Genomic DNA, 22,377 nt, shown 5'->3' on the forward strand with positions numbered 1-22,377 from the left:
GGCTGGTCCAGCTACCAGCCTCTGGCTCAACGGTACTTAGCAGAGGACTTAGTCTCTCTCCCTTCGGGCACCTTCGGGTGCCCGTTTTTTATTCGCCGCCGAATTGCGGATGAATGCAGTTTCGTCCCGCCGCCTTGGCCATGTAGAGCGCTGCATCAGCGCGTTTGGTCACCTCGTCCAGGCTTTCGTCGCCCGGCAGGCAGGAGCAGATGCCGGCGCTGATCGTCAGGGTCGTGCTGCCGCGTGGGCTGTCGATCGCTAGCTGGCTGACCGCGCTACGGATGCGTTCGGCGACCAGCGCGGCGCCCGCCGTTTGGGTTCCGGGCAGCAGGATGCGGAATTCGTCGCCGCCGGCCCGGGCAAAGATGTCTTGGTCCCGCAGGTTTTCCTTGACCGCCCTGACCAGTTGACGCAATGCCTCGTCACCGATGGCATGCCCGAAGTTGTCGTTGATTTCCTTGAAATAATCGAGATCGATCACGATCAGCGACAGGCTGCCGCCATTGCGAACGAAACGCTTGAATTCGTGGCTCGCCAGATCGTAGAAGGTTCGCAGATTGTAGATGCCGGTCAGGAAATCGGTTGATGCGGCGACCGCCAACTGCTGCTCCAGGCGTTTGCGCTCGCTGATGTCCAGCATGGTGCCGGAAATGCCATCAACTTCCCCGGCGGCGTTCCGGAAAACCGATTTGTGGAAGATGACGTCGTGATGCGTGCCGTCGGCATAGCACACGTTGGCTTCGTAAGATTGGGTGCCACCGGTCTGCATCAGCTCCTGGTCGGCCTTTTCATAGACCTGGGCCAGTTCGTGCGGGGCAACGTCATAGACCGTGCGGCCGATGATCTGCGCGCGCGCGAGGCCGAGGTAAGCCTCGAAGGCCTTGTTGCAGCCTATGTAGCGGCCTTCGCGGTTCTTGATGAAGATTGGGCTGGGCAGCGTGTCGAGGGTGGTCTGCAGGCGGAAAGACAAAGCCAGCTCGTCGGTTTCCGGATCGCCGCGTGCATTTTCCCGGGATTGCCGTTTGAGGCGCGCGACAATCAAGGCCATGCGTTCGAGATCCTCGAGCGCACAGCAGTCGGCGGCATCGTCGTTCAGCGCCCGGCGCGCCAGATCCGGACAATAGGGATCGAGCAGGACGACATGCGGAAAGGCATCCGGGCACATCGGATGAAAGCGTTGCCGCCAGTCCTGATAGGCAGCATCGCCGTCGACCGCGACGAAAACTGCCAGTGCGGCCTTGGCGGCCTGACATTCGCCGTTCGCCGATGGATTGACCGGTTCCAGGCCAGGGAGTCCGGGCTGCGCGAGTCGCTTACTGCTGCGCAGATCGAGAAACAGAAGGCGGGATGGTCTGGAAGTGGGCAACCGCGAACCTCACCTGGGATGGGGGCGACCGGAGGGGTCCGGACGATGGGCTGGCAGCGATGCTAACAGATTATTCCGCGGGTTGCCGGCCCCCCGGTGATCCTACTTGATCAGCGGGAGAACGCTGCGGAACTCGTCGGTTCCCGCTTTTTCCAGCCACTCGAAAAGTACCATTTCGCTGGTCACGATGCGGGCGCCGCCGGCCCGCATCCGCTCGATTGCTGCCGAGCGATTCTCCGGCGAACGCGACGAAGCGGCGTCGGCCACCAGGAAAACGGTAAAGCCGGCGTCGATCAGCCCGAAGGCGGTTTGTAGGACGCAGACATGGGCTTCCATGCCGGTCAGGACGATCTGCCGACGGCCGGTGGCGCGCAGCATGTCGACCACCCCGGGTTCGCCGGTACAGGAGAAATGCATTTTCTCGAAGAAACGGGCCGTGCTTCCGGCGCTACGGATTTCTGGCAGGCTCGAACCGAGGCCGCGTACGTACTGTTCCGAGGCGAAACTCGGAACGCCGAGCAGACCTGCCGCGGTTAGCAGGCGGACAGTGTTGGCCACCGCCGCTTCTCGCTCGAAGATGGCCGGCGCCAGCTTGGCCTGGACATCGACCACTAGCAACAGCGACTCGTTACGGCGGATCAGCATGGCTTAGCGGAAAACCACGGTCTTGTTGCCATGGACCAGCACCCGGTCTTCCAGGTGGTAGCGCAGGCCGCGGGCGAGCACGGTCTTCTCGATGTCCTTGCCGTAGCGCACCATGTCTTCCGGCGAGTCCGAATGGTCGATGCGGATCACGTCCTGCTCGATGATCGGCCCGGCATCGAGCTCGCTGGTCACATAGTGGCAGGTCGCACCGATCAGCTTGACGCCGCGCGTGTAGGCCTGGTGGTAAGGCTTGGCGCCGGCGAAGCTGGGCAGGAAAGAATGGTGGATATTGATGATCTTGCCGGCCAGCGCGTCGCACAGCGCCGGCGACAGCACCTGCATGTAGCGGGCGAGCACCATCGAATCGCCGCGCACGTCGTCGAAAATGCGCTGGATCTCGGCGTAGGCCCCGGCCTTGTTGTCGGCAGTAACCGGCACATGGTGGAAGGGGATGCCGTGCCACTCGACGAAACCGCGGAAGGTGTCGTGGTTGGAAATGACGCAGGGAATCTCGATGTCGAGTTCCCTGGCCTGCCAGCGCGCCAGCAGGTCGTAGAGGCAGTGCTCCTGCTTGGATACCAGCACCACGACGCGCTTCTTGACCGCGCTGTCGTTGATCTGCCAGGTCATCGACAGCGGCTCGGCGACTTCCGTGCGGAAGCGTTCGCGGAATTCGGCGAGCAGGAAAGGTAGCGAATCGGCCTTGATCTCGATGCGCATGAAATAGCGACTGGTCAGCACGTCCGAATGGAAACTCGATTCGAGAATCCAGCCGCCATTGCCGGCAATGAAACCGGATACCTTGGCAATGATCCCGACCTGATCGGGACAGGAGGCTGAGAGCGTGTAGAAACGGTCGCTATGCATGGGCTTTGACTCAGGCGGCCTTGACGAATGCCTTGTCGATCTCGCTGCGCAGGTCGTCGTAATTGAGCACGACCGGATACTGCGGGAATTCGCGGATGACGTTTTCCGGCGGGTGGAACAGGATGCCGCCATGCGCTTCGCCGAGCATCGCGGTATCGTTGTACGAATCGCCGGCGGCGACGATCTTGAAATTCAGTTCCTTGAAGCGCTTGACCGCCTCGCGCTTCTGGTCCGGCATGCGCAGGTGGTAGGCGACCAGCATGCCCTCGGCGTCGTCCTCCAGCGAATGGCAGAACAGTGTCGGCCAGCCGAGCTGGCGCATCAGCGGGTGGGCGAATTCGTAGAAGGTGTCGGACAGGATGATCACCTGATAATCCTCGCGCAGCTTGTCGAGGAAGGCGCGGGCGCCTGGCATCGGACCCATCTCGCCAATCACCTTCTGGATGTCCGGCAGGCCGAGCTTGTGCTGGCGCAGGATGTCCAGGCGATAAGTCATCAGCTTGTCGTAATCCGGTTCATCGCGCGTCGTGCGCATCAGCTCGGGAATACCCGTGCGCTTGGAGAATTCGATCCAGATTTCGGGGACGAGGACCCCTTCGAGGTCAAGGCAGACGATTTGCACGGTTGGGCTCCAGCGGGCGTGTTCGGAAAAAAGGGATTTTACCTGATGCGGGGTGGGGTTCGGCTGAGCGGAATGGCCAGATGTCTAGCGTTTGTTTTTCTTGGCCTCGATCGCTTGTTGTCGAGCGGCCTTTTTCTGCTGGCGTTGTTCTTCTTTTCGCGCCTGCTTTTCACGCTCCAATCGGTTGTGCTCGTCGATCAGCGCTTTGAACCTGAGCGCCATGCGGATGAACCAGCGTGCCAGATCGATCGGCCGTAGCTTGTCGGGTTGCGGACTGGCATGGATCGCCAGGCTGCCGAAAAAGCGCTCATCGAGAAGATTGCTGACATGGAGGGGAAGCTCCGCGTCCGTGCTCATTTTCAGTTTTCGGCTGGCGAGGCGGGTGCTGCCGTCCGGATTGGTGATGATGAAGTTCTTGCTGCAAATGGGCAGCTGAATGCTGGCCGCGTGTTTCGGGATGTTTTGCTCGTGAAGGTCGTAATGGCATTCGCAGAGGATTTCGCCGGTATCTTTGCGCACGCCCTTGATCCGGTCGATGATCTGCAAATAGAGCTGACCGACGATGGTTTCGATGGCGATGACATCGCCGCGCTTGATGTCCGAGATGCCGACCCGGGACAATGGGTCGGTAACTTCAAAGCCCTCAAGCGAGTGTTTGAAGGTCACCACCTGCAGCCGTATTTTCCTTTGTTCCGCCGTCAACGGGGGGCTGGCCGGGCCGCTGGCCGCAGCATGGGCATGGGTATCATCCACATGGCCGCCGGGGAGCGCGCCATCCATATCAATGGTTTCAACTTCGCCATCGGCAAGTGCCGCCCGGTGGCGGGCCATCGACGCTATGTCGGATTCCTTGAATTTCAGCGCTGCAGCGTCAGTTGCTCGCCGGAGCGCACTTGAATCCGGAGTCTGGTTCGGAGCGTCTGAGGTCATGAAGAGGACGGGGGAAGGTGGCACATCGGCAAGTGTTTCCGGAGTGGCGGTTCGAGGTCAACCGATGGAAAATACAAAGGGAGTGGCCCGGCGGTCAGCGATGCGGGAAATGGCCTGGCCGGTAGCCAGCAATCAGTCTGCGGCCGGCAACGCTTCCAGCGCCTCATGTACTTCCAACCAGCGCATCTCCGCCTCATCGATCTGCTCGCCGAGCAGCCCGGCCTGACGATGCAGTTCCTCGCTCTTCATCCGGTCAACCGTCGTGTAGAACTCCGGATCGGCGAACAAAGCATCCAAAGCCGCCTTTTCCTCATTCCACTTGGCCAGCTTGCGTTCCAACTGCTCGATTTCCTTGACCAGCGGCCGGCGTTGCGCCAACAAAGCCTGCCGGTTGGCCTTGGCATCGGCGCGTTGTTGCAGACGTTCGGTCTTTTCGGCCGCGACTTCCGGTTCGGCCGCTTTCTCGGCATTGCGCTGGCTGGCCAGCCAGGCGGCGTAGTCGTCGAGGTCGCCGTCGAATTCGCTGGCCTTGCCGTCGGCCACCAGCAGCAGTTCGTCGGCGCAGGTGCGTAGCAGGTGGCGGTCGTGCGAGACGAAGACCATGCCGCCTTCGAAATCCTGCATGGCGAAGGTCAGGGCTTCGCGCATTTCGAGGTCGAGGTGGTTGGTTGGCTCGTCGAGCAGCAGCAGGTTGGGCTTGGTACGGATCAGCAGGGCCAGGGCCAGGCGCGATTTCTCGCCGCCGGAGAAGGGTTCGATGGCGCGCGTCGCCATGTCGCCGCGGAAGTCGAAGCCGCCGATATAGTCGCGCAATTCCTGTTCCGGTGTGGTCGGTTCGAGGCGGACCAGATGCTGCAGCGGCGATTCGTCCGGGCGCAGCTGTTCGAGCTGGTGCTGGGCGAAATAGCCGATATTCAGCGCCTTGGCTTCCTTGCGCTCGCCGCCTTGCTGGGCGATGGTGCCGGCCAGCAACTTGATCAGCGTCGATTTGCCGGCGCCGTTGCGGCCGAGCAGGCCGATGCGGCAGCCGGGTCGCAGGGTCAGCGAGACATTGTCGAGAATCTTGCGGTCGGCATAGCCGGCCGAGGCTCTTTCGATGCTCAGCAGCGGATCGGGCAGGGCGTTTGGCTGGCGGAAGCTGAAATGGAAAGGTGAATCGACGTGGGCGGCGGCGACCATTTCCATGCGCTCCAGCGTCTTGATCCGGCTTTGCGCCTGGCGGGCCTTGGTGGCCTTGGCGCGGAAGCGTTCGACGAAGCTGTTGAGGTGGGCAATTTCGCGCTGCTGGGCTTCGAAGGCCGACTGCTGGTTGGCCAGGCGGGCGGCGCGGGCTCGTTCGTAGTCGGAATAGCCGCCACTGGTCAGGGACAGGCGCTGGAGGTCGATCGAGATGATCTGGCCGACCACGGCATCGAGAAAGTCGCGGTCGTGCGAAATCAGCAGCAGGGTCGCCGGCGTGTTCTTGAGCCAGCTTTCCAGCCAGAAGACGGCGTCGAGGTCGAGGTGGTTGGTCGGCTCGTCGAGCAGCAGCAGGTCGGCACGGCATGACAGGGCGCGGGCCAGGTTGAGGCGGACCCGCCAGCCGCCGGAGAAGTCGGCGACCGGACGGGCGAAATCGGCATCCTTGAAGCCGAGGCCGTGTAGGACTTCGGCGGCGCGGGCCTTGGCCGAATAACCTTCGATTTCGCCGTAGCGGGCATGCAGATGACCGATCGCGACGCCGTCGCCACGTGCTTCGGCAGCGGCCAATTCGCGTTCGACCCGGCGCAGCTCGACGTCGCCGTCGAGTACGAACTCCAGCGCGGCATCGGGCAGGGCCGGCGTTTCCTGGGTGACGCGGGCGATGTGCCAGCTGGCCGGGATTTCGACATCGCCGGATTCGGCGTGCAATTCGTTGGCGAGCAGGGCGAACAGGCTGGACTTGCCGCAGCCGTTGGCGCCGACGACACCGACCTTCCAGCCGGGGTGCAGTTGAACGGAGGCGTCGATGACCAGGGGGCGGCCGGCGCGGGCGAAGGTGACTTGGCGGAGGGCGATCATGAGGGCTCGGATTATAGCGGTCGTGATGCGCTAGAATCGGTCAAATTCGCCACGCATAGTCGCCATGATCAAGCAGATTCGCACCGACCAGCTCAAGCCGGGCATGTACATCCATGATCTGAATTGCGGCTGGATGGATCACCCCTTCATCTACAACGCCTTCCGCGTGCGGGATCAGGCGACTGTCGACAAGATTGTCAGTATTGGCATTCGCGAGTTGTATATCGACACCGCCAAGGGGGCCGATGTCCGCGAGGCGCCGACTGAGCGCGAGGTTAATGCCGATCTCGAGCGCCGGCTACAGGACATTGCCCGCAAGCAGCCGGAAAAGCCGGTCGTCAGCGAGTTAAAGGACGAAGCAGCTCGTGCGCGCCGGCTGCATGGCGAAGCCAACAAGATCGTCCGCCATATGATGGACGATATCCGGCTCGGTCAGCAGATCGAGATCGATCGTGTCGAACCGCTGGTCGAGCACATGGTCGACTCCATCTTCCGCAACCAGGATGCGCTGCTGCCGCTGGCTCGTTTGAAGAACCACGACGATTACACCTTCGAGCATTCGGTCAGTGTCTGTGCGCTGTTGGTCGCCTTCGGCCGGGCATGAAGCTGCCCCGGGAAGTCATCAAGGAGATTGCCCTCGGTGGGTTGCTGCACGATGTCGGCAAGGCGCGGGTGGCCGATGCCATCCTCAACAAGCCGGCCAAGCTCAGCGACGACGAATTCGAACACATAAAGTCGCACGTCGCGCAGGGCGTCGCCCTGCTGCGCCAGACGCCTGGCGTCGGCGAAACGGCCATGCAGGTCACCAGCGAGCACCACGAACGTTTCGACGGCACCGGCTATCCGGGCAAGCTGGCCGGGGCGGGATTTCGCTCTACGGACAGATGGCTGCCATCGTCGATGTCTACGATGCCATTTCCTCGGACCGGGTCTATCACAAGGGAATGTCGCCGACTCAGGCGCTGAAGAAGCTGCTCGAATGGAGCAGCCACCACTTCGATCCGCAACTGGTCCAGGCCTTCATCCGTGCGGTCGGCATCTACCCAACCGGCACCCTGGTCCAGCTCGATAGCAAGCGGATTGGCGTCGTGATCGAACAAAACGAAAAAAGCCTGCTCGAACCGATGGTGCGCATTTTCTATCATGCCGGCAAACTGCATTACATTCCGCCGGAGATCGTCGATCTCTCCAAGGTGCAGGACCGCATCGCCAGCTTCGAGAATTACGAAAAATGGAAAATCGATCCCTATCAATGGTTGCCCGCCTGATCGCCATGCTCGTCATCAGTTGCTCGGTACTGGCAGCGGATGGCGGAAGCAGTCCCGATCAGCAAGCCGATTGGCAGCAGCGGCTGGATGACGCGGCAGCGCTCCAGGCCGAGGCCCGGGGACGCCAGGTCGAAGCCGACGAACGGCTGGACCAGAAGAAGTCCGGATGTTTCAAGAAATTTCGCGTCAACGCCTGTCTGGACGAGGCACGCAGCGAACACATGGCCGCGATGCGCGAGGTGAGGCGCCTCGAAAATCAGGGCAAGGCGCAGGAGCGTGAGGTCAGGAAGGAGCAGTTGGCCGAGAAGGACAAGCGCCGGGCCGAGGCGGAGCGCCAGCACGAAGCCGATCTTCAGGTGAGAGAAACCGAAACGGCTACGGCACTCCAGGCGGGGGCGGCCGAAGAAGCTGCGGCCCGCGCCGCCAAGGCGACCAAGGCCGAAGAAGGTGTCCGGCGCAAGGCCGCCGAAGAAGAAAAGCAGCGCAAGAAGCAGGCCGATCACGCGGCTCGGGTCGCCGAAAAGATGCGCAAGGCCGAGCGGCCCGCCGCGGACGCTGCGGGAAAGTAGCCCAGGAGCGCCCGGGTGATCCGCAAGATTTCCATCCACCAATTGATTCCCGGCATGTATGTCGTGGATCTGCACAAGCACTGGCTGGAGCATTCGATCTGGCGGCAGAAATTTGCGGTCCGGGATGACACCCAGGTCAGCCGGCTGCTCGAGGAAGGGATCGTCGAAGTCAGCATTGACACCGAGAAGGGGCTTGATTTGCCGCCGGCGCCGCCCGCACCGTTGGCCCCGGTCATCGAGCCTGAACGCAAGTACGTTTCGCTGGCCGAGCGGCTCAAGGCCAAGCCGCTGACCGTCTCGCTCGGCGAGGAAAGGCGGCGTTCCGGGCGCCTGATCGTCGAGGCCAATGGCACGGTCACCGACCTGATGCTGGCGGCGCGCAGCGGCCGTAGTGTCGATGCCGCCCGTCTTGAACCGGTCGTCGCGAAGATGATCGAATCGGTGATCCGCAATCCGGACGCGCTGGCCCCGCTGGCCCGTCTCAAGCAGGCCGAGAGCTACGCCACCGAACACGCCGTGGCGACGGCGGCGCTGATCATCGCTTTCGGCCAGCAGCAGGGGATGGCGTTGCCGGAACTGGAAAAGATGGCGCTCGGCACCATGGTCAAGGACATTGGCCAGTCGGCGCTCGATGCCAAGCTGATCACCAAGCCGGGGATGCTCTCCCAGGCCGAATACTCGGTTGTGCAGAGCCATGTCGAGGAAGGACTGGCGGTGCTCGAGGCGACCGCCCGGCTTCCCGAAACTTCGATCGCCGTCGTCCTCGAGCATCACGAGCGCTATAACGGCTGCGGCTATCCCTACCGGATGGCCGGCGATGCGATCTCAGTGGTCGGCCGGATGGCGGCGATCGTCGATACCTACGATGCGATGACGTCCGACCGCCCCTACCGGCCGGCCATCTCGCCGGCGCTCGCCCTGCGTCAGCTTTACGATCAGGGCGGGACCCAGTTCGACCCGGCGCTGATCGCCGCCTTCGTCCGCACCATCGGCATCTACCCGGTCGGGACGCTGGTCCTGCTTGAAAGCGGACATCTGGCGGTGGTCGAGGAGGTGCATCACGACGACCTTCTGCGCCCGGTGGTACGGGTGATCTTCCATGCTGGCCGTCGTCAGTATGTCACCCCGATCGAAGTGGACCTGGCGCGGAAAGTCGGCAATCACTACGGGCAGATCGTCCGCGCCGAGACCTTCGAGCGCTGGGGCCTCAATCCCTTGAGTTGGCAACCTGCCTGATCAGTTTCCTGATCGGCGCCGGTACGCCGGCATCGGCGGCCCGCTCCAGTGCTATCCATTCCAGACCCGGTTCGCCGACCGTGAGCGACCTTTCCACTTCGCACAGCACGGGGTGCAGGGTCAGCCGAAAATGCGTGAAAGCATGTTTCAAGGGCGGTAGTGGGCGCTGAGCAATTAAATTCAGGCCGAGGCGCTGCAGAGTCCCTTCGACTTCGCCTTCCGGCGGCACCAGCAAGCCGCCCCACAGTCCGCTCGGCGGCCGGCGTTCCAGCAGCAGGCGCCCATCGTCGACGATCAGGGCAAAGCTCGCCGTGCGCTCCGGCACGGCTGGCCGCGGGCGGGCCGTCGGCAACTCGCCCTGCCGCCCGTCGCGGCGGGCGATGCAGTCGGCCGCAACCGGACAGTCGGCGCACCGGGGCCGGCTCCGACCGCACAGCGTCGCACCGAGATCCATCAGGCCCTGAGTATAGGCTTCGATGTCACCGGCGGGCAGCAGGCGCTCGGCCAGTTCCCAGAGCTGGTTGTGGATGGCGGCCTGACCGGGGAAGCCTTCGACGCCAAACTGCCGGCAGAGTACGCGCTTGACGTTGCCGTCGAGGATCGCGGCGCGCTGACCAAAGGCGAAGGCGGCAATCGCCGCCGCGGTCGAGCGGCCGATGCCGGGCAGTTCGGCCAGTTGTTCGGCCGACTGCGGGAATTCGCCAGCGAACTCGGCAGCAACCCGTTGCGCGCAGCGATGCAGATTGCGGGCCCGGGCGTAATAGCCGAGGCCGGCCCAGTGCTCGATCACGGCTTCGATGGGGGCGGCAGCCAGGGCCTGCACATCGGGAAAGCTGGCCAGGAAGCGCTGGTAATACGGAATCACCGTGCTGACCTGCGTCTGCTGCAACATGATCTCGGAAAGCCAGATCCGGTAAGGGTCGCGGGTCTTCTGCCAGGGCAGGTCGTGGCGCCCGGCGCGCTTTTGCCAGGCAATCAGACGATTGGTGAAGGTGAGGGGCATTGCCAAATTCTGCCTCGACGCGGGCTGCGGGAGCACGGATAATACGGCCTTTTTCCGCCGGCCCCAGCCCAATCGCCACCGATGACCCAACCTCAAATCGACAGCCGCGCTTTCCGCAATGCCCTTGGCCGCTTCGCCACCGGCATCGCCATCGTCACGGCCATCGATCCGGACGGGAACCCGATCGGCCTGACCGTCAATGCCTTCTCTGCCGTCTCGCTCGAGCCGGCCCTAGTTCTCTGGTGCCTCGACAACGGTTCGCACAACCTCGAAGCCTTCCGCCACGCCAGCCATCACGCAATCAACATCCTTTCGGTTGAGCAGAAGGATCTCTCCAACCGTTTCGCCACCTGGCCGACCGACCGCTTTGCCGGTCTGCCCTGGCAAAAGGGGATTGGTGGCGCCCCAGTCTTCCCCAATTGCTGCGCCACCTTCGAAGTCGCCAATGAAGCGGCGCACGCTGGTGGTGATCACACCATTTTTATCGGTCGGGTCGAGAATTTCACCGAAACCGTGGCCCTGGCGCCGCTGCTTTTCCACGCCGGCCAATACCGGAAGCTGGCTGACGTTCAGGAAGATTGAACCCGGCGCCGAGTGCGCTTAGAATGGCAGCCTTCTTGCCCAGAGCGGGCGTCGTATAATGGTAATACCCTAGCTTCCCAAGCTAGAGCCGTGAGTTCGATTCTCATCGCCCGCTCCACTCTCCCTCTACGGGACGCCAGTCGAGTAAAGCCTGCCAATTTGTTGGCAGGCTTTTTCTTTGGGCGCTTGCCGGACTATGGGACGGATTGCCAAATGCTATTGGATTGATTGGTGGCCAATACCTACACTGGACCGTACAGGCAATCACCAACAGGCAGAGGAGATAAACATGTCTACCGAATCAAAGTGCCCGTTCGCGGGCGATGTTCGCAAACACGCGGTAGCCGGCGCCCCGTCGAACGCCGACTGGTGGCCCAATCAACTGAAGTTGAACATTTTGCACCAGCACTCGGCCAAGTCCGACCCGATGGGTGAGGCGTTCAATTACGCCGAGGAGTTCAAGAGCCTCGATCTGGATGCCGTCGTCAAAGACCTCCAGGCCTTGATGACTGATTCGCAGGACTGGTGGCCCGCCGACTTCGGTCACTACGGACCGTTTTTCATTCGCATGGCCTGGCACAGCGCTGGCACCTACCGCATCAGCGACGGTCGCGGCGGCGCCGGGACCGGCAATCAGCGCTTTGCTCCGCTCAACAGCTGGCCGGACAACTGTAATCTCGATAAGGCACGCCGGCTGCTGTGGCCGATCAAGCAGAAGTATGGCCGCAAAATATCCTGGGCCGACCTGATGATCCTCACTGGCAATGTCGCGCTGGAATCGATGGGCTTCAAGACCTTCGGTTTCGCCGGCGGGCGCCAGGACACTTGGGAGCCGGACGAAGACATCTACTGGGGTTCCGAGAGCAAATGGCTGGATGACCAGCGCTACAGCGGCGACCGCGATCTCGAAAATCCGCTCGGTGCCGTGCAGATGGGCCTGATTTACGTCAATCCGGAAGGTCCCAATGGCAACCCGGACCCGCTGGCGGCGGCGCGGGATATTCGCGAGACCTTCGCCCGCATGGCGATGAACGACGAAGAGACGGTGGCCCTTATTGCCGGCGGCCACACCTTCGGCAAGACCCATGGCGCTGGCGATGCGAAACATGTCGGGGTCGAGCCGGAAGCGGCCGGCATCGAGGAACAGGGCCTGGGCTGGACGAGCAGCTTTGGCACCGGCAAGGGCGGGGACACGATCACCAGCGGCCTGGAAGTGACCTGGACCACGACTCCGACGAAGTGGAGCAACAACTTCTTCTGGAACCTGTTCGGCTACGAATGGGAACTGACGAAGAGCCCGGCAGGGGCGCACCAGTGGACGCCGAAGCATGGCATGGGCGCAGGTACGGTGCCGGATGCCCACGATCCGTCGAAGCGTCACGCACCGTCGATGCTGACCACCGACCTGGCCCTGCGTTTTGACCCGGACTACGAAAAGATTGCCCGGCGCTTTCACGAGAATCCTGATCAGTTCGCGGATGCCTTCGCCCGCGCCTGGTTCAAGCTGACGCATCGCGACATGGGCCCGCTGTCGCGTTATCTCGGCCCGCTCGTTCCAGCCGAACCATTGATATGGCAGGACCCGGTTCCGGCGGCCGATCACGCCTTGGTCGATGAGCCGGACATCGCCGCCTTGAAGGCACAGATACTCGCCTCCGGTCTGTCCATTGCCCAGCTGGTGACCACTGCCTGGGCATCGGCATCCACCTTCCGCGGCAGCGACAAGCGCGGCGGGGCCAATGGTGCGCGTATTCGCCTGGCGCCGCAGAAGGATTGGCTAGTCAACCAGCCGGCCGAACTGGCCACGGTTCTTCAGAAGCTGGAAGCAATCCAGAAGGACTTCAACGGCGTTCAGGTTGGCGGCAAGAAGATTTCGCTGGCCGACCTGATCGTTCTGGCTGGCTGCGCTGCCGTCGAGGCAGCCGCCAGGAAGGCCGGGCACGGCGTGACGGTTCCTTTTGCGCCGGGGCGCACGGATGCTTCGCAGGAGCAGACCGATGTGAATTCGTTCGCCGTGCTCGAGCCTGCCGCCGATGGGTTCCGCAACTACGTCCGCCCGGGGCTGGAGGGAGAGGTGGCCGAGTTGTTGGTGGACCAGGCTCAGTTGCTGACGCTGACCGCGCCCGAGATGACAGTGCTGATCGGTGGCCTGCGCGCCCTGAATGCAAACTTCGATCATTCCGCCCACGGCGTGTTCACCAAGTGCCCGGAGACGCTGACCAATGATTTCTTCGTGAATCTCCTTGAAATGAACACCAAGTGGCAGAAGTCGGCCACCTCGGAAGGTGTTTTCGAAGGGCGGGATCGGACAACCGGTGAAATCAAGTGGACCGGCAGCAAGGTTGATCTCACCTTTGGTTCGAACTCCCAACTCCGAGCTGTGGCTGAGGTTTATGCCTGTAGCGACGCGCAGCCGATGTTTGTGCGTGACTTCGTGGCGGCTTGGAACAAGGTGATGAACCTTGATCGCTTCGACCTTACCTGATCTTCGCGGACAGGTTTCAAGAGTCCTCTAGCGCGCAGTCTCTACCTGGGATCGGGTTGTCCCGGGCCAGGTGGAGTTTGTGCGATTCTTGATGGCGGCTGGCTGGGACTGGATATGTTTGGTATTGAAACAGTACTCTGACGGACCCGCCAATTGAGCGGTGCAATTCGCGCCACCAGTCGTGAAACTTTTGCCAGGCATTGTCGGTCTCTACTTTTGAATATCAACCATAAGGAGACAGCCATGCTCAATCGAGCCGTAATCAAGGTTATAGAGAAACGCGAATTTCTGACCTCAACCCCGGAAAAGAGCGTTCGCGCCGTGGCCGCGCACATGAAGGAAATGCACCTCGGTGCCGTACTGGTGGTCGATCAGCCAGGTGGCAAGCTGGTCGGTATTTGCACCGAACGCGATCTCGCCTTCAAGGTCCTGGCCGAAGGTCTGGACGCCAATACGACGACAGTCGGCTCGGTAATGACGGCCGATCCGCAGGCGATCGGTCCGGACAAGCTGTTTGGTCATGCCCTGCATCTGATGTTTGAAGGCGGCTTCCGGCATCTGCCGGTGCTTGATCCGAGCGGCCGGCCGATCGGCGTAATTTCTTCGCGTGATGCGCTCGGGCTGGAATTGGCCGATTTCGGCCACGAACTTGAGCAGCGCGAGACGCTGACTGAAATTCTCTGATGTTCTAGGTGGGGCCGGTACGCCGGCCCCGCCTCAGCCGAGCAGTTTCCGCTGGTCGAGGAACTTTTCCAGCAGTTCCAGCCGGGCCAGCGGGTCTTCCAGTTCCAGCAGCTTCTGCTTGGCCAGATTCTGGATGGGCAGGACTTCGGTGATCCGGTAGCCGACCCATTCCGCATCGTCGTAGCGATGCGGTTCGGGGATGCGTTCGCTACCCAGGTCACCAACGATGCGCCGGAGCAGCGGCAGGAGGCGCTCGCGTTCGGCCGGCAGGGCTGCAGATAGGGTTTCGGGGAGCAGTTCCACGGTGCCTTCGCGCAGATTGTCCGGGCCGATCGCCGAATCGATGATGCGGAAGCGCCGCCCGCCCTGGGCGGTGATCATCAATATGCCCAGTTGTTCCATTTCCCAGTTGGCGATGGTGGCCAGCGTGCCGAGCGGGTGCGGTTCGGCGGCGCTGCCGGTTTCGTTGCCGCTGGCGATCAGGCAGATGCCGAAAGGGGTGTTTTCCTTCATGCAGGCGGCAGCCATGTCGAGATAGCGCTGCTCGAAAATCTTCAGAGGCAACAGGCCACCGGGAAAGAGCACTGCATTGAGCGGAAAGATCGGGATGCGCAGCGTATCGACAGTGGCGCCGGCCGGCGAGCGGACGAAATCGAACCAACCCATTATTCCCCCCAGCGCTGCATCAGCGTGTGTTCGACCCCGATCTGGTCGAGCACCCGGGCGACGACGAAATCGACGATGTCCTGCACCGTCTGCGGGTGATGATAGAAACCCGGGCTGGGCGGCAGGATCACGGCGCCGGCCCTTGAGAGGCGCAGCATGTTTTCCAGGTGGATGGCCGAAAACGGCGTTTCACGTGGAACCAGCACCAGCTTGCGGCCTTCCTTGAGCACGACATCGGCGGCACGTTCGATCAGGTTGTCGGCCAGGCCCTGGGCGATCGCGGCCAGGGTGCCCATCGAGCACGGGCAGACGATCATCGCATCGGGCGGGTTGGAACCCGAGGCGACCGGCGCAAACCACTCCTCGCGGCCGAACACCGTCAGATTTTCCGGCGTCGCCGACGGCAGGCGGGCGAGCAGGGCAGCTTTGGCCTCGGCCGGCCGCGACGGCAGTTCGAGGCCCATCTCTTGCCGCGCCACAACCTGTGAGGCCTGCGAGTAGAGCAACTGCACCCGACAGCCCGCAGCGAGCAGGCATTCCAGCAGGCGCAGGCCGTAGGGCATGCCGGAAGCACCGGTAAGGGCGAGGCAGATCGTCTTATGCATGGGGCGTATCCGATGACACGGGTTCAGCCAGCAGTTTAGCCGCGATCAGGCCGTTGATGGTGCCGAAGACCAGGGCTGCTCCGGCGAAGACCGGAATCAGCAGGAAGACGCCGTTATGCGGGATCAGCCAGACTCGGGCGAGCAGGATCTGCCCGCCGATATGGGCGAAGGCGGCGAGGATGGAGAGGCTGACCGGGCCGAACCAGCGGGCTGGCAGATGGCGGGCCAGCCCGAGGGTGAGCAGGCTGAGCGTGGTCCCGGTCAGTGATAGGAAGAAGCCGGGGGCGAGGAAGAAGCCGAGCAGCAGGCTGCCGGCCAGCACGCGCAAGACGCTGACCCAGACCGCCGTGCCCCAGCCGTAACGGGTCAGGACGACCAGGGTGACGATATTGGCCAGCCCCGGCTTGACGCCGGGCAGCGGCGAAGGAATCGCCGCGTCGACCAGCGACAGCCCGACGGCGGCGGTCGCCAGCCAGGCGACACGACGGTCTTCGGCGGTGACCGTGAGTTCAGTAACTGATTGAGTCATAGACCCGGGTGCGTCCGGTGATCTGGACGCTGACGCGATTCGGCGCGCAGATGGCGATTTCGCCGGGGCGCATCAGCCAGCCCTGGCGCACGCAATACTGGCGTGGACCGGGGTCGCTGACCACCCGGGCGCGGCCGGGCTCGACGGCGATTAGCGTGGTGCCGAGCGGCCCGCTGACTTCGAATTTCTGTTTGGTGCGCAAATCGACTTCGGCGAACACCTTCCCCTCCTGGCGGATGATGGCGCGGTCGGCCATGCCACCCTGCCAGAATAGTGGCACGCTGACGCCGACCAGGGCGGCAGAAGCGAGAATGACCAGCCAGTCACCGGGCCGGAGCAGGGCCAGCCAGTGCATCAGCCGCCGGCCAGCGTCCGGTGGCGAACCAGGACGCGCGCCCGGTCGGCGAATTCGCGGGCCAGCCATTCGGCCAGGTAGACCGAGCGATGCTGGCCACCGGTACAACCGATGGCGACGGTCAGGTAATTGCGGTTGTCGCGGATATAGCAGGGCAGCCAGTTCGCCACGAAACGGCTGATGTCGTCGCGCATCCGGAGGACTTCGGCTTCCGCCTCGAGAAAGGCGATCACCGGCTGGTCCTTGCCGGTCAGCGGCCGCAGCTCAGTATCGTAGTGCGGGTTGGGCAGGCAGCGGACGTCGAAGACCAGGTCGGCATCGAGCGGCAGGCCGTGCTTGAAGCCGAAGGACTCGAACATCAGGGTCAGACCCTGGCCGGGTTCGGCCTCGATGAACTGGCGCACCCATTCGCGCAGCGCGTTGGCCTTCATGCCGCTGGTGTCGATGCGGTGGCCGAGGCCGGAGATCGGTTCGAGCAGCTCCCGTTCGCTGCGGATCGCCTCTTCCAGCGATTGCCCAGGCTTGGTCAGCGGATGGCGGCGGCGCGATTCGGAATAGCGCTTGAGCAGCGTTTCCTCATGGGAGTGGAGGAACAGGAAGGTCGGGCGGACCCCGTCTGCGGTCAGCTTGGTCAGCTTGTCCGGCAGCAGTTCGATGCCGTGCCCGGAGCGGGCGTCGATGGCAACCGCCACCTTGCGGGTATCTTCCTCCTTGAGCATGCGGACGAGCACGGTCAGCATCACCACCGGCAGATTGTCGACACAATAATATCCGGCGTCCTCAAGTAGGTTGAGGGCGACCGATTTGCCCGAGCCGGAGAGGCCGCTGATCAGGATGAGTTCCATGCGGTGCAGCATAATCAAGGCGGCGCCCCCCGGCAAGCCGCGGCATAATGGAAACAAACAAGGAGACGACCATGCCCCCGACCCTTCCCCTGCTTGATTTGCCTTTTCTCGCCGAATTGACCGCGCAACGTCGCGACATTCATGCCCACCCGGAACTGGCCTTCGATGAGAACCGCACGGCCGAAACGGTAGCCCGCGAACTCGAGGCCTATGGTCTGGAAGTTCATCGCGGTATTGCCAAGACCGGCGTCGTCGGGGTGCTGCGCGCTGGCACTTCGCAAAAGATGATCGGCCTGCGCGCCGATATGGATGCCTTGCCGCTAGCCGAAATGAACGAGTTTCCACATCACTCGCGCTACACCGGCAAGATGCACGCCTGCGGTCACGACGGCCACACCGCCATGCTGCTTGGCGCGGCGCGCTATCTGGCGAGCAATCCCGATTTCGACGGCACCGCCGTCTTCATTTTCCAGCCGGCCGAGGAGTCGGAAGGCGGCGCCGCGGTGATGATCGAGGATGGGTTGTTCGACCGTTTCCCGGTCGAGGCCGTGTTCGGTCTGCACAACTGGCCGGGCATTCCGGTCGGCGAAATGGCGGTCATGCCGGGGCCGGTGATGGCCGGTACCTGCGCCTTCGAAATCTTCGTGCGCGGCCATGGTTGTCATGCCGCGATGCCTCACCAGGGCGTCGATTCGATCGTCGCCGGGGCGCAACTGGTGCAGGCGCTACAGACGGTGGTCAGCCGCACGCTGCACCCCTGCGAGTCGGCGGTGGTCAGCGTCACCCAGTTCCATGCCGGCGAGGCCTGGAACATCATTCCCGAGGAAGTTGTACTGCGCGGCACGATCCGCAGCTTCAAGCCGGAAGTCCAGGAAGGCGTCGAGCGGGCCATCGAACGCCTGTGCAGCGGCATTGCGGCGGCCAACGGGGCGCAGATCAGCGTTCATTTCGACCATCGCTATCCGCCGACCGTCAACAGCGCAGCCGAGGCGGCTTTTTGCCAAAGCGTTGCCGAATCGGTATTTGGGAGTGAGCGAGTGCTTACTGACATTCTGCCGTCGATGGGCGCCGAGGACTTCGCCTACATGCTCAAGGAAAAACCCGGCTGCTACGTCTGGCTTGGCAACGGACCGGGCACCGGCGGCTGTACGCTGCATAACCCGCACTACGATTTCAACGACGAACTGCTACCTCTGGGCGTCAGCTATTGGGTACGGTTAGTGCAGCGGGCGTTGCCCAAGGGCTGAGATTACCCGGCAGCCTGGCCGACGACGGTGAGCACCGGCCGCTCACCGACGCCTTTCTTCAGGGTCAGGTAGCGCAGGCAGGAGACGCGCAGGAAGGAGGCGAAATTGTCGATTTCGCCGCGATACTCGAGCAGCTCGTCGTAGAGCTTGGCGATCACTTGATTGGTCGTGTAGCCATCGGCCGCCGCCAGTTCGGCCAGGATGTCCCAGAACAGGTTTTCCAGGCGAATCTTGGTGACGCAGCCGTGGATGCGCAGCGAGCGCGAACGCGACTCGTAGAGGATGGGGTCGGCCTTGACGTAAATTTCGCACATGGATTTCTCCCAGGGGTGGGGGGGCGGCAGTGGCCCGCCGCCCAGATCCGACATCAGGCTTCGATGCGGGTTCCCAAGACCTTCAGGAACTTGGCCAGCCAGTCCGGATGCGCCGGCCAGGCAGGGGCAGTGACCAGATTGCCGTCGACATGGGCCTGGTCGACCGGGATTTCCGCATAGCGGCCACCGGCGGCGGTGACTTCCGGGCCGCAGGCCGGGTAAGCGCTGCACGAGCGGCTGCGCAGCACGCCGGCGGCGCTCAGGATCTGGGCGCCATGGCAGATGGCGGCAATCGGTTTGTTGGTGCTGACGAAGTGCTGCACCGCCGCGATCACCTTGGGGTTGAGGCGCAGATACTCGGGGGCGCGACCGCCGGGGATGACCAGGGCGTCATAGGACGAGACCTCGATGTCGTCGAAACTCGCATTCAGCGTGAAATTGTGGCCGGGCTTTTCCGAATAGGTCTGGTCGCCCTCGAAATCATGGATTGCCGTGCGTACTTGCTCGCCGGCCTTCTTGCCGGGGCAGACGGCATGCACCGTATGGCCGACCATGAGCAGCGCCTGGAAGGGCACCATGGTCTCGTAGTCCTCGGTGTAGTCGCCGGTCAGCATCAGAATCTTCTTGGCAGCCATCTTGGTCTCCTCGCGTATGGGTGTGGAGAGCTCATTCTGGTCGCATCGCCGGGCGAGCGGGTAGCAGCCCGGTGCTACGCCAAAGCGTTTGCAACACCGGGCGGTTTGCGCCTTACAGCTTGAAACGGGCGATCGCCTGGGTCAGCGCCGCCGAGGTCGAATTGAGGCGGCCGGCCGAGCCGATGACATCCTGCATGGCCCGATCATTGTGCTCGATCAGATTGCGGACCTCCTCGACATGGGACTGGATGGCGCGCTCGTTGGCGTTCTCGATACTGATCGCTTGGGCAATCTGCTGTACCACCTGGTTGACCTGCAGCGAGCTGTCATTCATCCGGTTGAAGGCGTCGCGCGCCTGATTCGACAGGGCGACGCTTTCGCTGACTTGACGCAATCCCGACTCCATGCCGGCGACGGCACGCTGGGTGCCGGACTGGATGCTTTCGACCATAGCCGAAATTTCGGCGGTCGATTGGCTCGTCCGTTCGGCCAGCTTGCGCACTTCGTCGGCGACCACGGCAAAGCCGCGGCCCTGTTCGCCCGCCCGGGCGGCTTCGATCGCGGCGTTGAGCGCCAGCAGGTTGGTTTGCCCGGCGATGTCGGAAATGACTCCGAGAATGGAATTGATCTGCGCCGACTGCGTCCCGAGTTGCTGAATATGGCTGGCGGTCGTCCGTACCGAGCCGGCCATCGCCTCGGTCTCGGCGGCGGCCTTGCTGGCCAGCGCGGCGCCGTTGCCCGAGAGGCAGCTCGAGTCCTCGACGATCCGTGTGGCTTCGCTGACTGACGTCATCACATCGCGCAAACTGGCGGCCAGACCGTGCACGTTGCCGACCATATCGTCCGCACGTGCCAGTTGCTGGCGACTGCCCGTGGCGACCTGGTCCGTTGCCGCGGCGACCTGATGCGCTGTCTGTTCGACATCGCGGGCATGGCCGGCTAGGGTGCTGACCAATTGTCGCAACTGCTCCTGCATGGTCGCCAGCGCGGCGAGCAGGCTGCTGCTATCGCCCCGGCCCAGCGTGATCGGCTGAGTCAGGTCGCCGATCGCCACGGCATTGGCCACCTGGCGGGCGTAGGCCGGTTCGCCGCCGAGCTCGCGGCGAACGTAGCCGAGCGTGGTCGCCGCACTGGCGATGCCGATCAGGACGGCGAGCACGGCCAGTGCCAGGATGATGCCCTGCAGTTCTTCGACCTGGCTGGACACTGCGCTGCGTTGGGTGTCGGTAATTTTGTGCAGGGCGGCAAGATCGTCGAGCAGGGCTTGCTTCAAGGCACGCCAGGCCGGCGTTTCGCTTTTGTTGATCAGCGCCTTGGCCTCGTCGAGCTGGCCCGCCTTGAGGGCAGCCATCACCGCGCTCTGAGCCTCGGCCTGAGCCGCGGCCAGCGTTTTCAGGCGACCGGTCGTGCTGGTGAAGCCTTCCACCCGGGCGCTCGTGGCGACGGCTGCATCGTGGGCCGCGGTGAAGTCCTGGCGGGCCTTGTCGAGGTTCTGGTAAGCCTTGGGATTGGCCGGGTCGAGCACGATGTTGCGCAGGGCCTGGCCCATCTGCAGGCCTTGGGCGTACATGTCGCCATAGTTATTGTTGAGGGCGCCAACCCCGTCGAGGAAGGCGCCGAATTGCGCTGAGGTGGCGCGTAGACCGCTATAGGAAACGCCGATGGCGGCGATGAAGGCGGCCATGATCAGAGCCATCCCGACGAGTAGCCGATTGCGGAAACTCATGATGAAACTCCCCGGTAAATTAGAGTTTCATTGTACGGCTGCGATTGGCGCGAAGCCAGCGGGATTCAGGCGGCGACGATGTCGTTTCCCTCGCGGCGCAAGGCATTGACCAGCAGCAGGTCGCGTTCGACGCGGGCGGCCAGCGTCTCTGGATCGAGCGCCAGGTAGCGGCTGTTCACATCGTTGGCGAAAGGCAGACTGATCACGAAGGCGCGGAATTCGCTGGCCGGGATGCGCCGCCGTTCGAGCATGGCGAAGGAAACGATGACCTTGATCGCGTGCCAGGCCAGCTTGTCGATTTCGTTGGTAAACATGTCGAGGCGCCGGAAGGCACGCTCGAAGGCCGCATCAACCGTGGCAAACGGGCTGCCGTGGCCGGGGATGACGATATCGATCGGCAGGCGGGCCAGCATTTCCAGTGTCGCCCGCGTGCTGGCCAGGCCGTCGGCCTCGCCCAGAAGCTCGGGGAAGATGACGCCGAAGCCATTCTCCCACAGCGCATCGCCGGAAATCAGCAGGCGTTTTTCCGGGTTGTAGTATCCGAGCGCTTCCATGTCGTGGCCGGGGACGGCCAGTGCCTGCCAGTTCAGGCCGCCCATCGCGATCTCGTTGCCGGCGCCGATCAGGCTGTCGTGCTGGAAGCGCGCTGCCTGCTGGCCGAGCGGCGAGAGCAGCAGGGCATCTACATCCCAGTCAGCAATTACGGCATGGAGGCCGGCCGGCACGATGATTTCGCAACCGAAGGCCGCCTGCAACGCCGCATTGCCGCCGATGTGGTCGGAGTGCGAGTGGGTGTTGATCAGCCGGCTCAGTTGTCGACCATCCAGCGCGTGGCGGACCAGATCGACGGTCTGGCTGGCGTGGGTGACGTAGCCGCTATCGACCAGCGTCGCCTGGTCGCCATCGAGGCAGAGGATGTTGTTGGCCGACAGCCACCCGCGTTCGAGAACGACCAGCGAGGCAGGAAGTTGGGCGGTCATTCCGGGGTGTCCGGATCGGCGCTGGTGTTGGGCGGTTCGGCGGAGGGATAGGCGGCTTCGGCGACGATCTGCGGCGTGCCGAGCGGCGGCCGGCCGCAGCCCAGGCAGTAGCCGGAGTCGGGGTCGGCCATGCAGATGCCGACGCAGAGGTATTGGTCTTCTTGCTGATTTTCCATGA

26 protein-coding genes and 1 tRNA gene are annotated in these 22,377 nt (G+C 63.2%); 10 read left to right on the forward strand and 17 right to left on the reverse strand.

What is annotated here, in order from left to right:
* Positions 1 to 88: 88 nt before the first annotated feature.
* The 6 genes from NQE15_RS00265 to NQE15_RS00290 all read right to left on the reverse strand — a co-directional run bounded on the left by NQE15_RS00265 (position 89) and on the right by NQE15_RS00290 (position 6,470).
* A complete protein-coding gene (locus NQE15_RS00265) occupies positions 89 to 1,366 on the reverse strand; it encodes a diguanylate cyclase (RefSeq protein WP_265945493.1) in 1,278 nt (425 codons plus the stop codon).
* Positions 1,367 to 1,468: 102 nt separating this feature from the next.
* Positions 1,469 to 2,011, reverse strand: coding sequence for a hydrolase (locus NQE15_RS00270; protein WP_265945495.1), 543 nt, complete (start codon positions 2,009 to 2,011; stop codon positions 1,469 to 1,471).
* 3 nt (positions 2,012 to 2,014) lie between these two features.
* The gene (gene purU, locus NQE15_RS00275) at positions 2,015 to 2,878 is read right to left on the reverse strand and encodes a formyltetrahydrofolate deformylase (RefSeq protein ID WP_265945497.1); all 864 of its coding nucleotides are present in this window, start codon (positions 2,876 to 2,878) and stop codon (positions 2,015 to 2,017) included.
* Between the two features lie 10 nt (positions 2,879 to 2,888).
* Positions 2,889 to 3,500, reverse strand: a complete 612-nt coding sequence (thrH, locus tag NQE15_RS00280; protein WP_265945499.1) for a bifunctional phosphoserine phosphatase/homoserine phosphotransferase ThrH — start codon at positions 3,498 to 3,500, stop codon at positions 2,889 to 2,891.
* 84 nt (positions 3,501 to 3,584) lie between these two features.
* A complete protein-coding gene (locus tag NQE15_RS00285) occupies positions 3,585 to 4,331 on the reverse strand; it encodes a hypothetical protein (RefSeq protein WP_265945501.1) in 747 nt (248 codons plus the stop codon).
* 231 nt (positions 4,332 to 4,562) lie between these two features.
* Positions 4,563 to 6,470, reverse strand: a complete 1,908-nt coding sequence (locus NQE15_RS00290; RefSeq protein WP_265945503.1) for an ATP-binding cassette domain-containing protein — start codon at positions 6,468 to 6,470, stop codon at positions 4,563 to 4,565.
* A 64-nt stretch (positions 6,471 to 6,534) separates the two neighbouring features.
* On the opposite strand from NQE15_RS00290, the gene NQE15_RS23730 reads away from it, so the two are divergent.
* Genes NQE15_RS23730 through NQE15_RS00305 form a run of 5 tightly spaced genes read left to right on the forward strand, consistent with a single transcriptional unit; the run spans position 6,535 to position 9,543 of the window.
* Positions 6,535 to 7,074 carry a DUF3391 domain-containing protein gene (locus NQE15_RS23730; RefSeq protein WP_323054929.1) on the forward strand — a complete coding sequence of 180 codons (540 nt, stop codon included), beginning with the start codon at positions 6,535 to 6,537 and terminating at the stop codon, positions 7,072 to 7,074.
* Complete coding sequence (locus NQE15_RS23735) at positions 7,071 to 7,436, forward strand: HD-GYP domain-containing protein (RefSeq protein WP_323054930.1); 366 nt, start codon at positions 7,071 to 7,073, stop codon at positions 7,434 to 7,436. The genes NQE15_RS23730 and NQE15_RS23735 overlap by 4 nt, the downstream gene beginning before the upstream one ends.
* Positions 7,355 to 7,738, forward strand: coding sequence for a hypothetical protein (locus tag NQE15_RS23740; protein WP_323054931.1), 384 nt, complete (start codon positions 7,355 to 7,357; stop codon positions 7,736 to 7,738). The genes NQE15_RS23735 and NQE15_RS23740 overlap by 82 nt, the downstream gene beginning before the upstream one ends.
* Positions 7,723 to 8,307: a hypothetical protein gene (locus NQE15_RS00300; RefSeq protein ID WP_265945505.1), complete on the forward strand. Its 585-nt coding sequence runs from the start codon at positions 7,723 to 7,725 to the stop codon at positions 8,305 to 8,307. Before NQE15_RS23740 ends, NQE15_RS00300 begins: the two co-directional genes overlap by 16 nt.
* A 15-nt stretch (positions 8,308 to 8,322) precedes the next feature.
* The gene (locus NQE15_RS00305) at positions 8,323 to 9,543 is read left to right on the forward strand and encodes an HD-GYP domain-containing protein (RefSeq protein ID WP_265945507.1); all 1,221 of its coding nucleotides are present in this window, start codon (positions 8,323 to 8,325) and stop codon (positions 9,541 to 9,543) included.
* On the opposite strand, the gene mutY is transcribed toward NQE15_RS00305, so the two are convergent.
* Positions 9,515 to 10,546 (reverse strand): A/G-specific adenine glycosylase, encoded by a 1,032-nt coding sequence (gene mutY / locus NQE15_RS00310; protein WP_265945509.1) that lies wholly within the window; start codon positions 10,544 to 10,546, stop codon positions 9,515 to 9,517. The two genes, NQE15_RS00305 and mutY, sit on opposite strands and share 29 nt — an antisense overlap.
* 81 nt (positions 10,547 to 10,627) lie before the next feature.
* Here mutY and NQE15_RS00315 point away from each other — a divergent pair, with 81 nt between their 5' ends.
* The 4 genes from NQE15_RS00315 to NQE15_RS00330 all read left to right on the forward strand — a co-directional run bounded on the left by NQE15_RS00315 (position 10,628) and on the right by NQE15_RS00330 (position 14,297).
* Positions 10,628 to 11,128, forward strand: coding sequence for a flavin reductase family protein (locus NQE15_RS00315; protein ID WP_265945511.1), 501 nt, complete (start codon positions 10,628 to 10,630; stop codon positions 11,126 to 11,128).
* A 44-nt stretch (positions 11,129 to 11,172) separates the two neighbouring features.
* A tRNA-Gly gene (locus NQE15_RS00320) sits at positions 11,173 to 11,246 on the forward strand.
* A 171-nt stretch (positions 11,247 to 11,417) separates the two neighbouring features.
* Entirely contained in the window at positions 11,418 to 13,613 is a 2,196-nt protein-coding gene (gene katG / locus NQE15_RS00325) for a catalase/peroxidase HPI (RefSeq protein WP_265945513.1), read from the forward strand.
* A gap of 243 nt (positions 13,614 to 13,856) precedes the next feature.
* A complete protein-coding gene (locus NQE15_RS00330) occupies positions 13,857 to 14,297 on the forward strand; it encodes a cyclic nucleotide-binding/CBS domain-containing protein (protein WP_265945515.1) in 441 nt (146 codons plus the stop codon).
* Between the two features lie 33 nt (positions 14,298 to 14,330).
* Here NQE15_RS00330 and NQE15_RS00335 read toward each other — a convergent pair whose 3' ends face one another.
* The 5 genes from NQE15_RS00335 to rapZ are packed head-to-tail and all read right to left on the reverse strand — an operon-like array spanning position 14,331 to position 17,297.
* Complete coding sequence (locus tag NQE15_RS00335; protein WP_265945517.1) at positions 14,331 to 14,963, reverse strand: LON peptidase substrate-binding domain-containing protein; 633 nt, start codon at positions 14,961 to 14,963, stop codon at positions 14,331 to 14,333.
* Entirely contained in the window at positions 14,963 to 15,568 is a 606-nt protein-coding gene (locus tag NQE15_RS00340; protein ID WP_265945519.1) for a flavin prenyltransferase UbiX, read from the reverse strand. Before NQE15_RS00340 ends, NQE15_RS00335 begins: the two co-directional genes overlap by 1 nt.
* Positions 15,561 to 16,097, reverse strand: coding sequence for a Gx transporter family protein (locus tag NQE15_RS00345; RefSeq protein WP_265945521.1), 537 nt, complete (start codon positions 16,095 to 16,097; stop codon positions 15,561 to 15,563). Before NQE15_RS00345 ends, NQE15_RS00340 begins: the two co-directional genes overlap by 8 nt.
* The gene (locus tag NQE15_RS00350; RefSeq protein ID WP_265945523.1) at positions 16,078 to 16,452 is read right to left on the reverse strand and encodes a NusG domain II-containing protein; all 375 of its coding nucleotides are present in this window, start codon (positions 16,450 to 16,452) and stop codon (positions 16,078 to 16,080) included. Before NQE15_RS00350 ends, NQE15_RS00345 begins: the two co-directional genes overlap by 20 nt.
* Positions 16,452 to 17,297, reverse strand: coding sequence for an RNase adapter RapZ (gene rapZ, locus NQE15_RS00355; RefSeq protein ID WP_265945525.1), 846 nt, complete (start codon positions 17,295 to 17,297; stop codon positions 16,452 to 16,454). Before rapZ ends, NQE15_RS00350 begins: the two co-directional genes overlap by 1 nt.
* A gap of 71 nt (positions 17,298 to 17,368) precedes the next feature.
* On the opposite strand from rapZ, the gene NQE15_RS00360 reads away from it, so the two are divergent.
* Positions 17,369 to 18,544, forward strand: coding sequence for a M20 aminoacylase family protein (locus NQE15_RS00360; RefSeq protein WP_265945527.1), 1,176 nt, complete (start codon positions 17,369 to 17,371; stop codon positions 18,542 to 18,544).
* A 2-nt stretch (positions 18,545 to 18,546) separates the two neighbouring features.
* On the opposite strand, the gene NQE15_RS00365 is transcribed toward NQE15_RS00360, so the two are convergent.
* The 5 genes from NQE15_RS00365 to NQE15_RS00385 form a co-directional block, all read right to left on the reverse strand.
* A complete protein-coding gene (locus NQE15_RS00365; RefSeq protein WP_265945529.1) occupies positions 18,547 to 18,858 on the reverse strand; it encodes a ribbon-helix-helix domain-containing protein in 312 nt (103 codons plus the stop codon).
* Positions 18,859 to 18,911: 53 nt separating this feature from the next.
* Positions 18,912 to 19,493, reverse strand: coding sequence for a DJ-1/PfpI family protein (locus NQE15_RS00370; protein WP_265945531.1), 582 nt, complete (start codon positions 19,491 to 19,493; stop codon positions 18,912 to 18,914).
* Positions 19,494 to 19,605: 112 nt separating this feature from the next.
* On the reverse strand, positions 19,606 to 21,219 hold the full coding sequence (locus NQE15_RS00375; protein ID WP_265945533.1) for a methyl-accepting chemotaxis protein: 1,614 nt from the start codon (positions 21,217 to 21,219) through the stop codon (positions 19,606 to 19,608).
* Positions 21,220 to 21,284: 65 nt separating this feature from the next.
* The gene (locus tag NQE15_RS00380; protein ID WP_265945535.1) at positions 21,285 to 22,199 is read right to left on the reverse strand and encodes an MBL fold metallo-hydrolase; all 915 of its coding nucleotides are present in this window, start codon (positions 22,197 to 22,199) and stop codon (positions 21,285 to 21,287) included.
* Entirely contained in the window at positions 22,196 to 22,375 is a 180-nt protein-coding gene (locus NQE15_RS00385; protein WP_265945537.1) for a DUF1289 domain-containing protein, read from the reverse strand. The genes NQE15_RS00380 and NQE15_RS00385 overlap by 4 nt, the downstream gene beginning before the upstream one ends.
* Between the last annotated feature and the right edge of the window lie 2 nt (positions 22,376 to 22,377).

It is taken from the genome of Dechloromonas sp. A34 (genome assembly GCF_026261605.1).
In the GTDB taxonomy this organism is placed as follows: Bacteria; Pseudomonadota; Gammaproteobacteria; order Burkholderiales; family Rhodocyclaceae; genus Azonexus.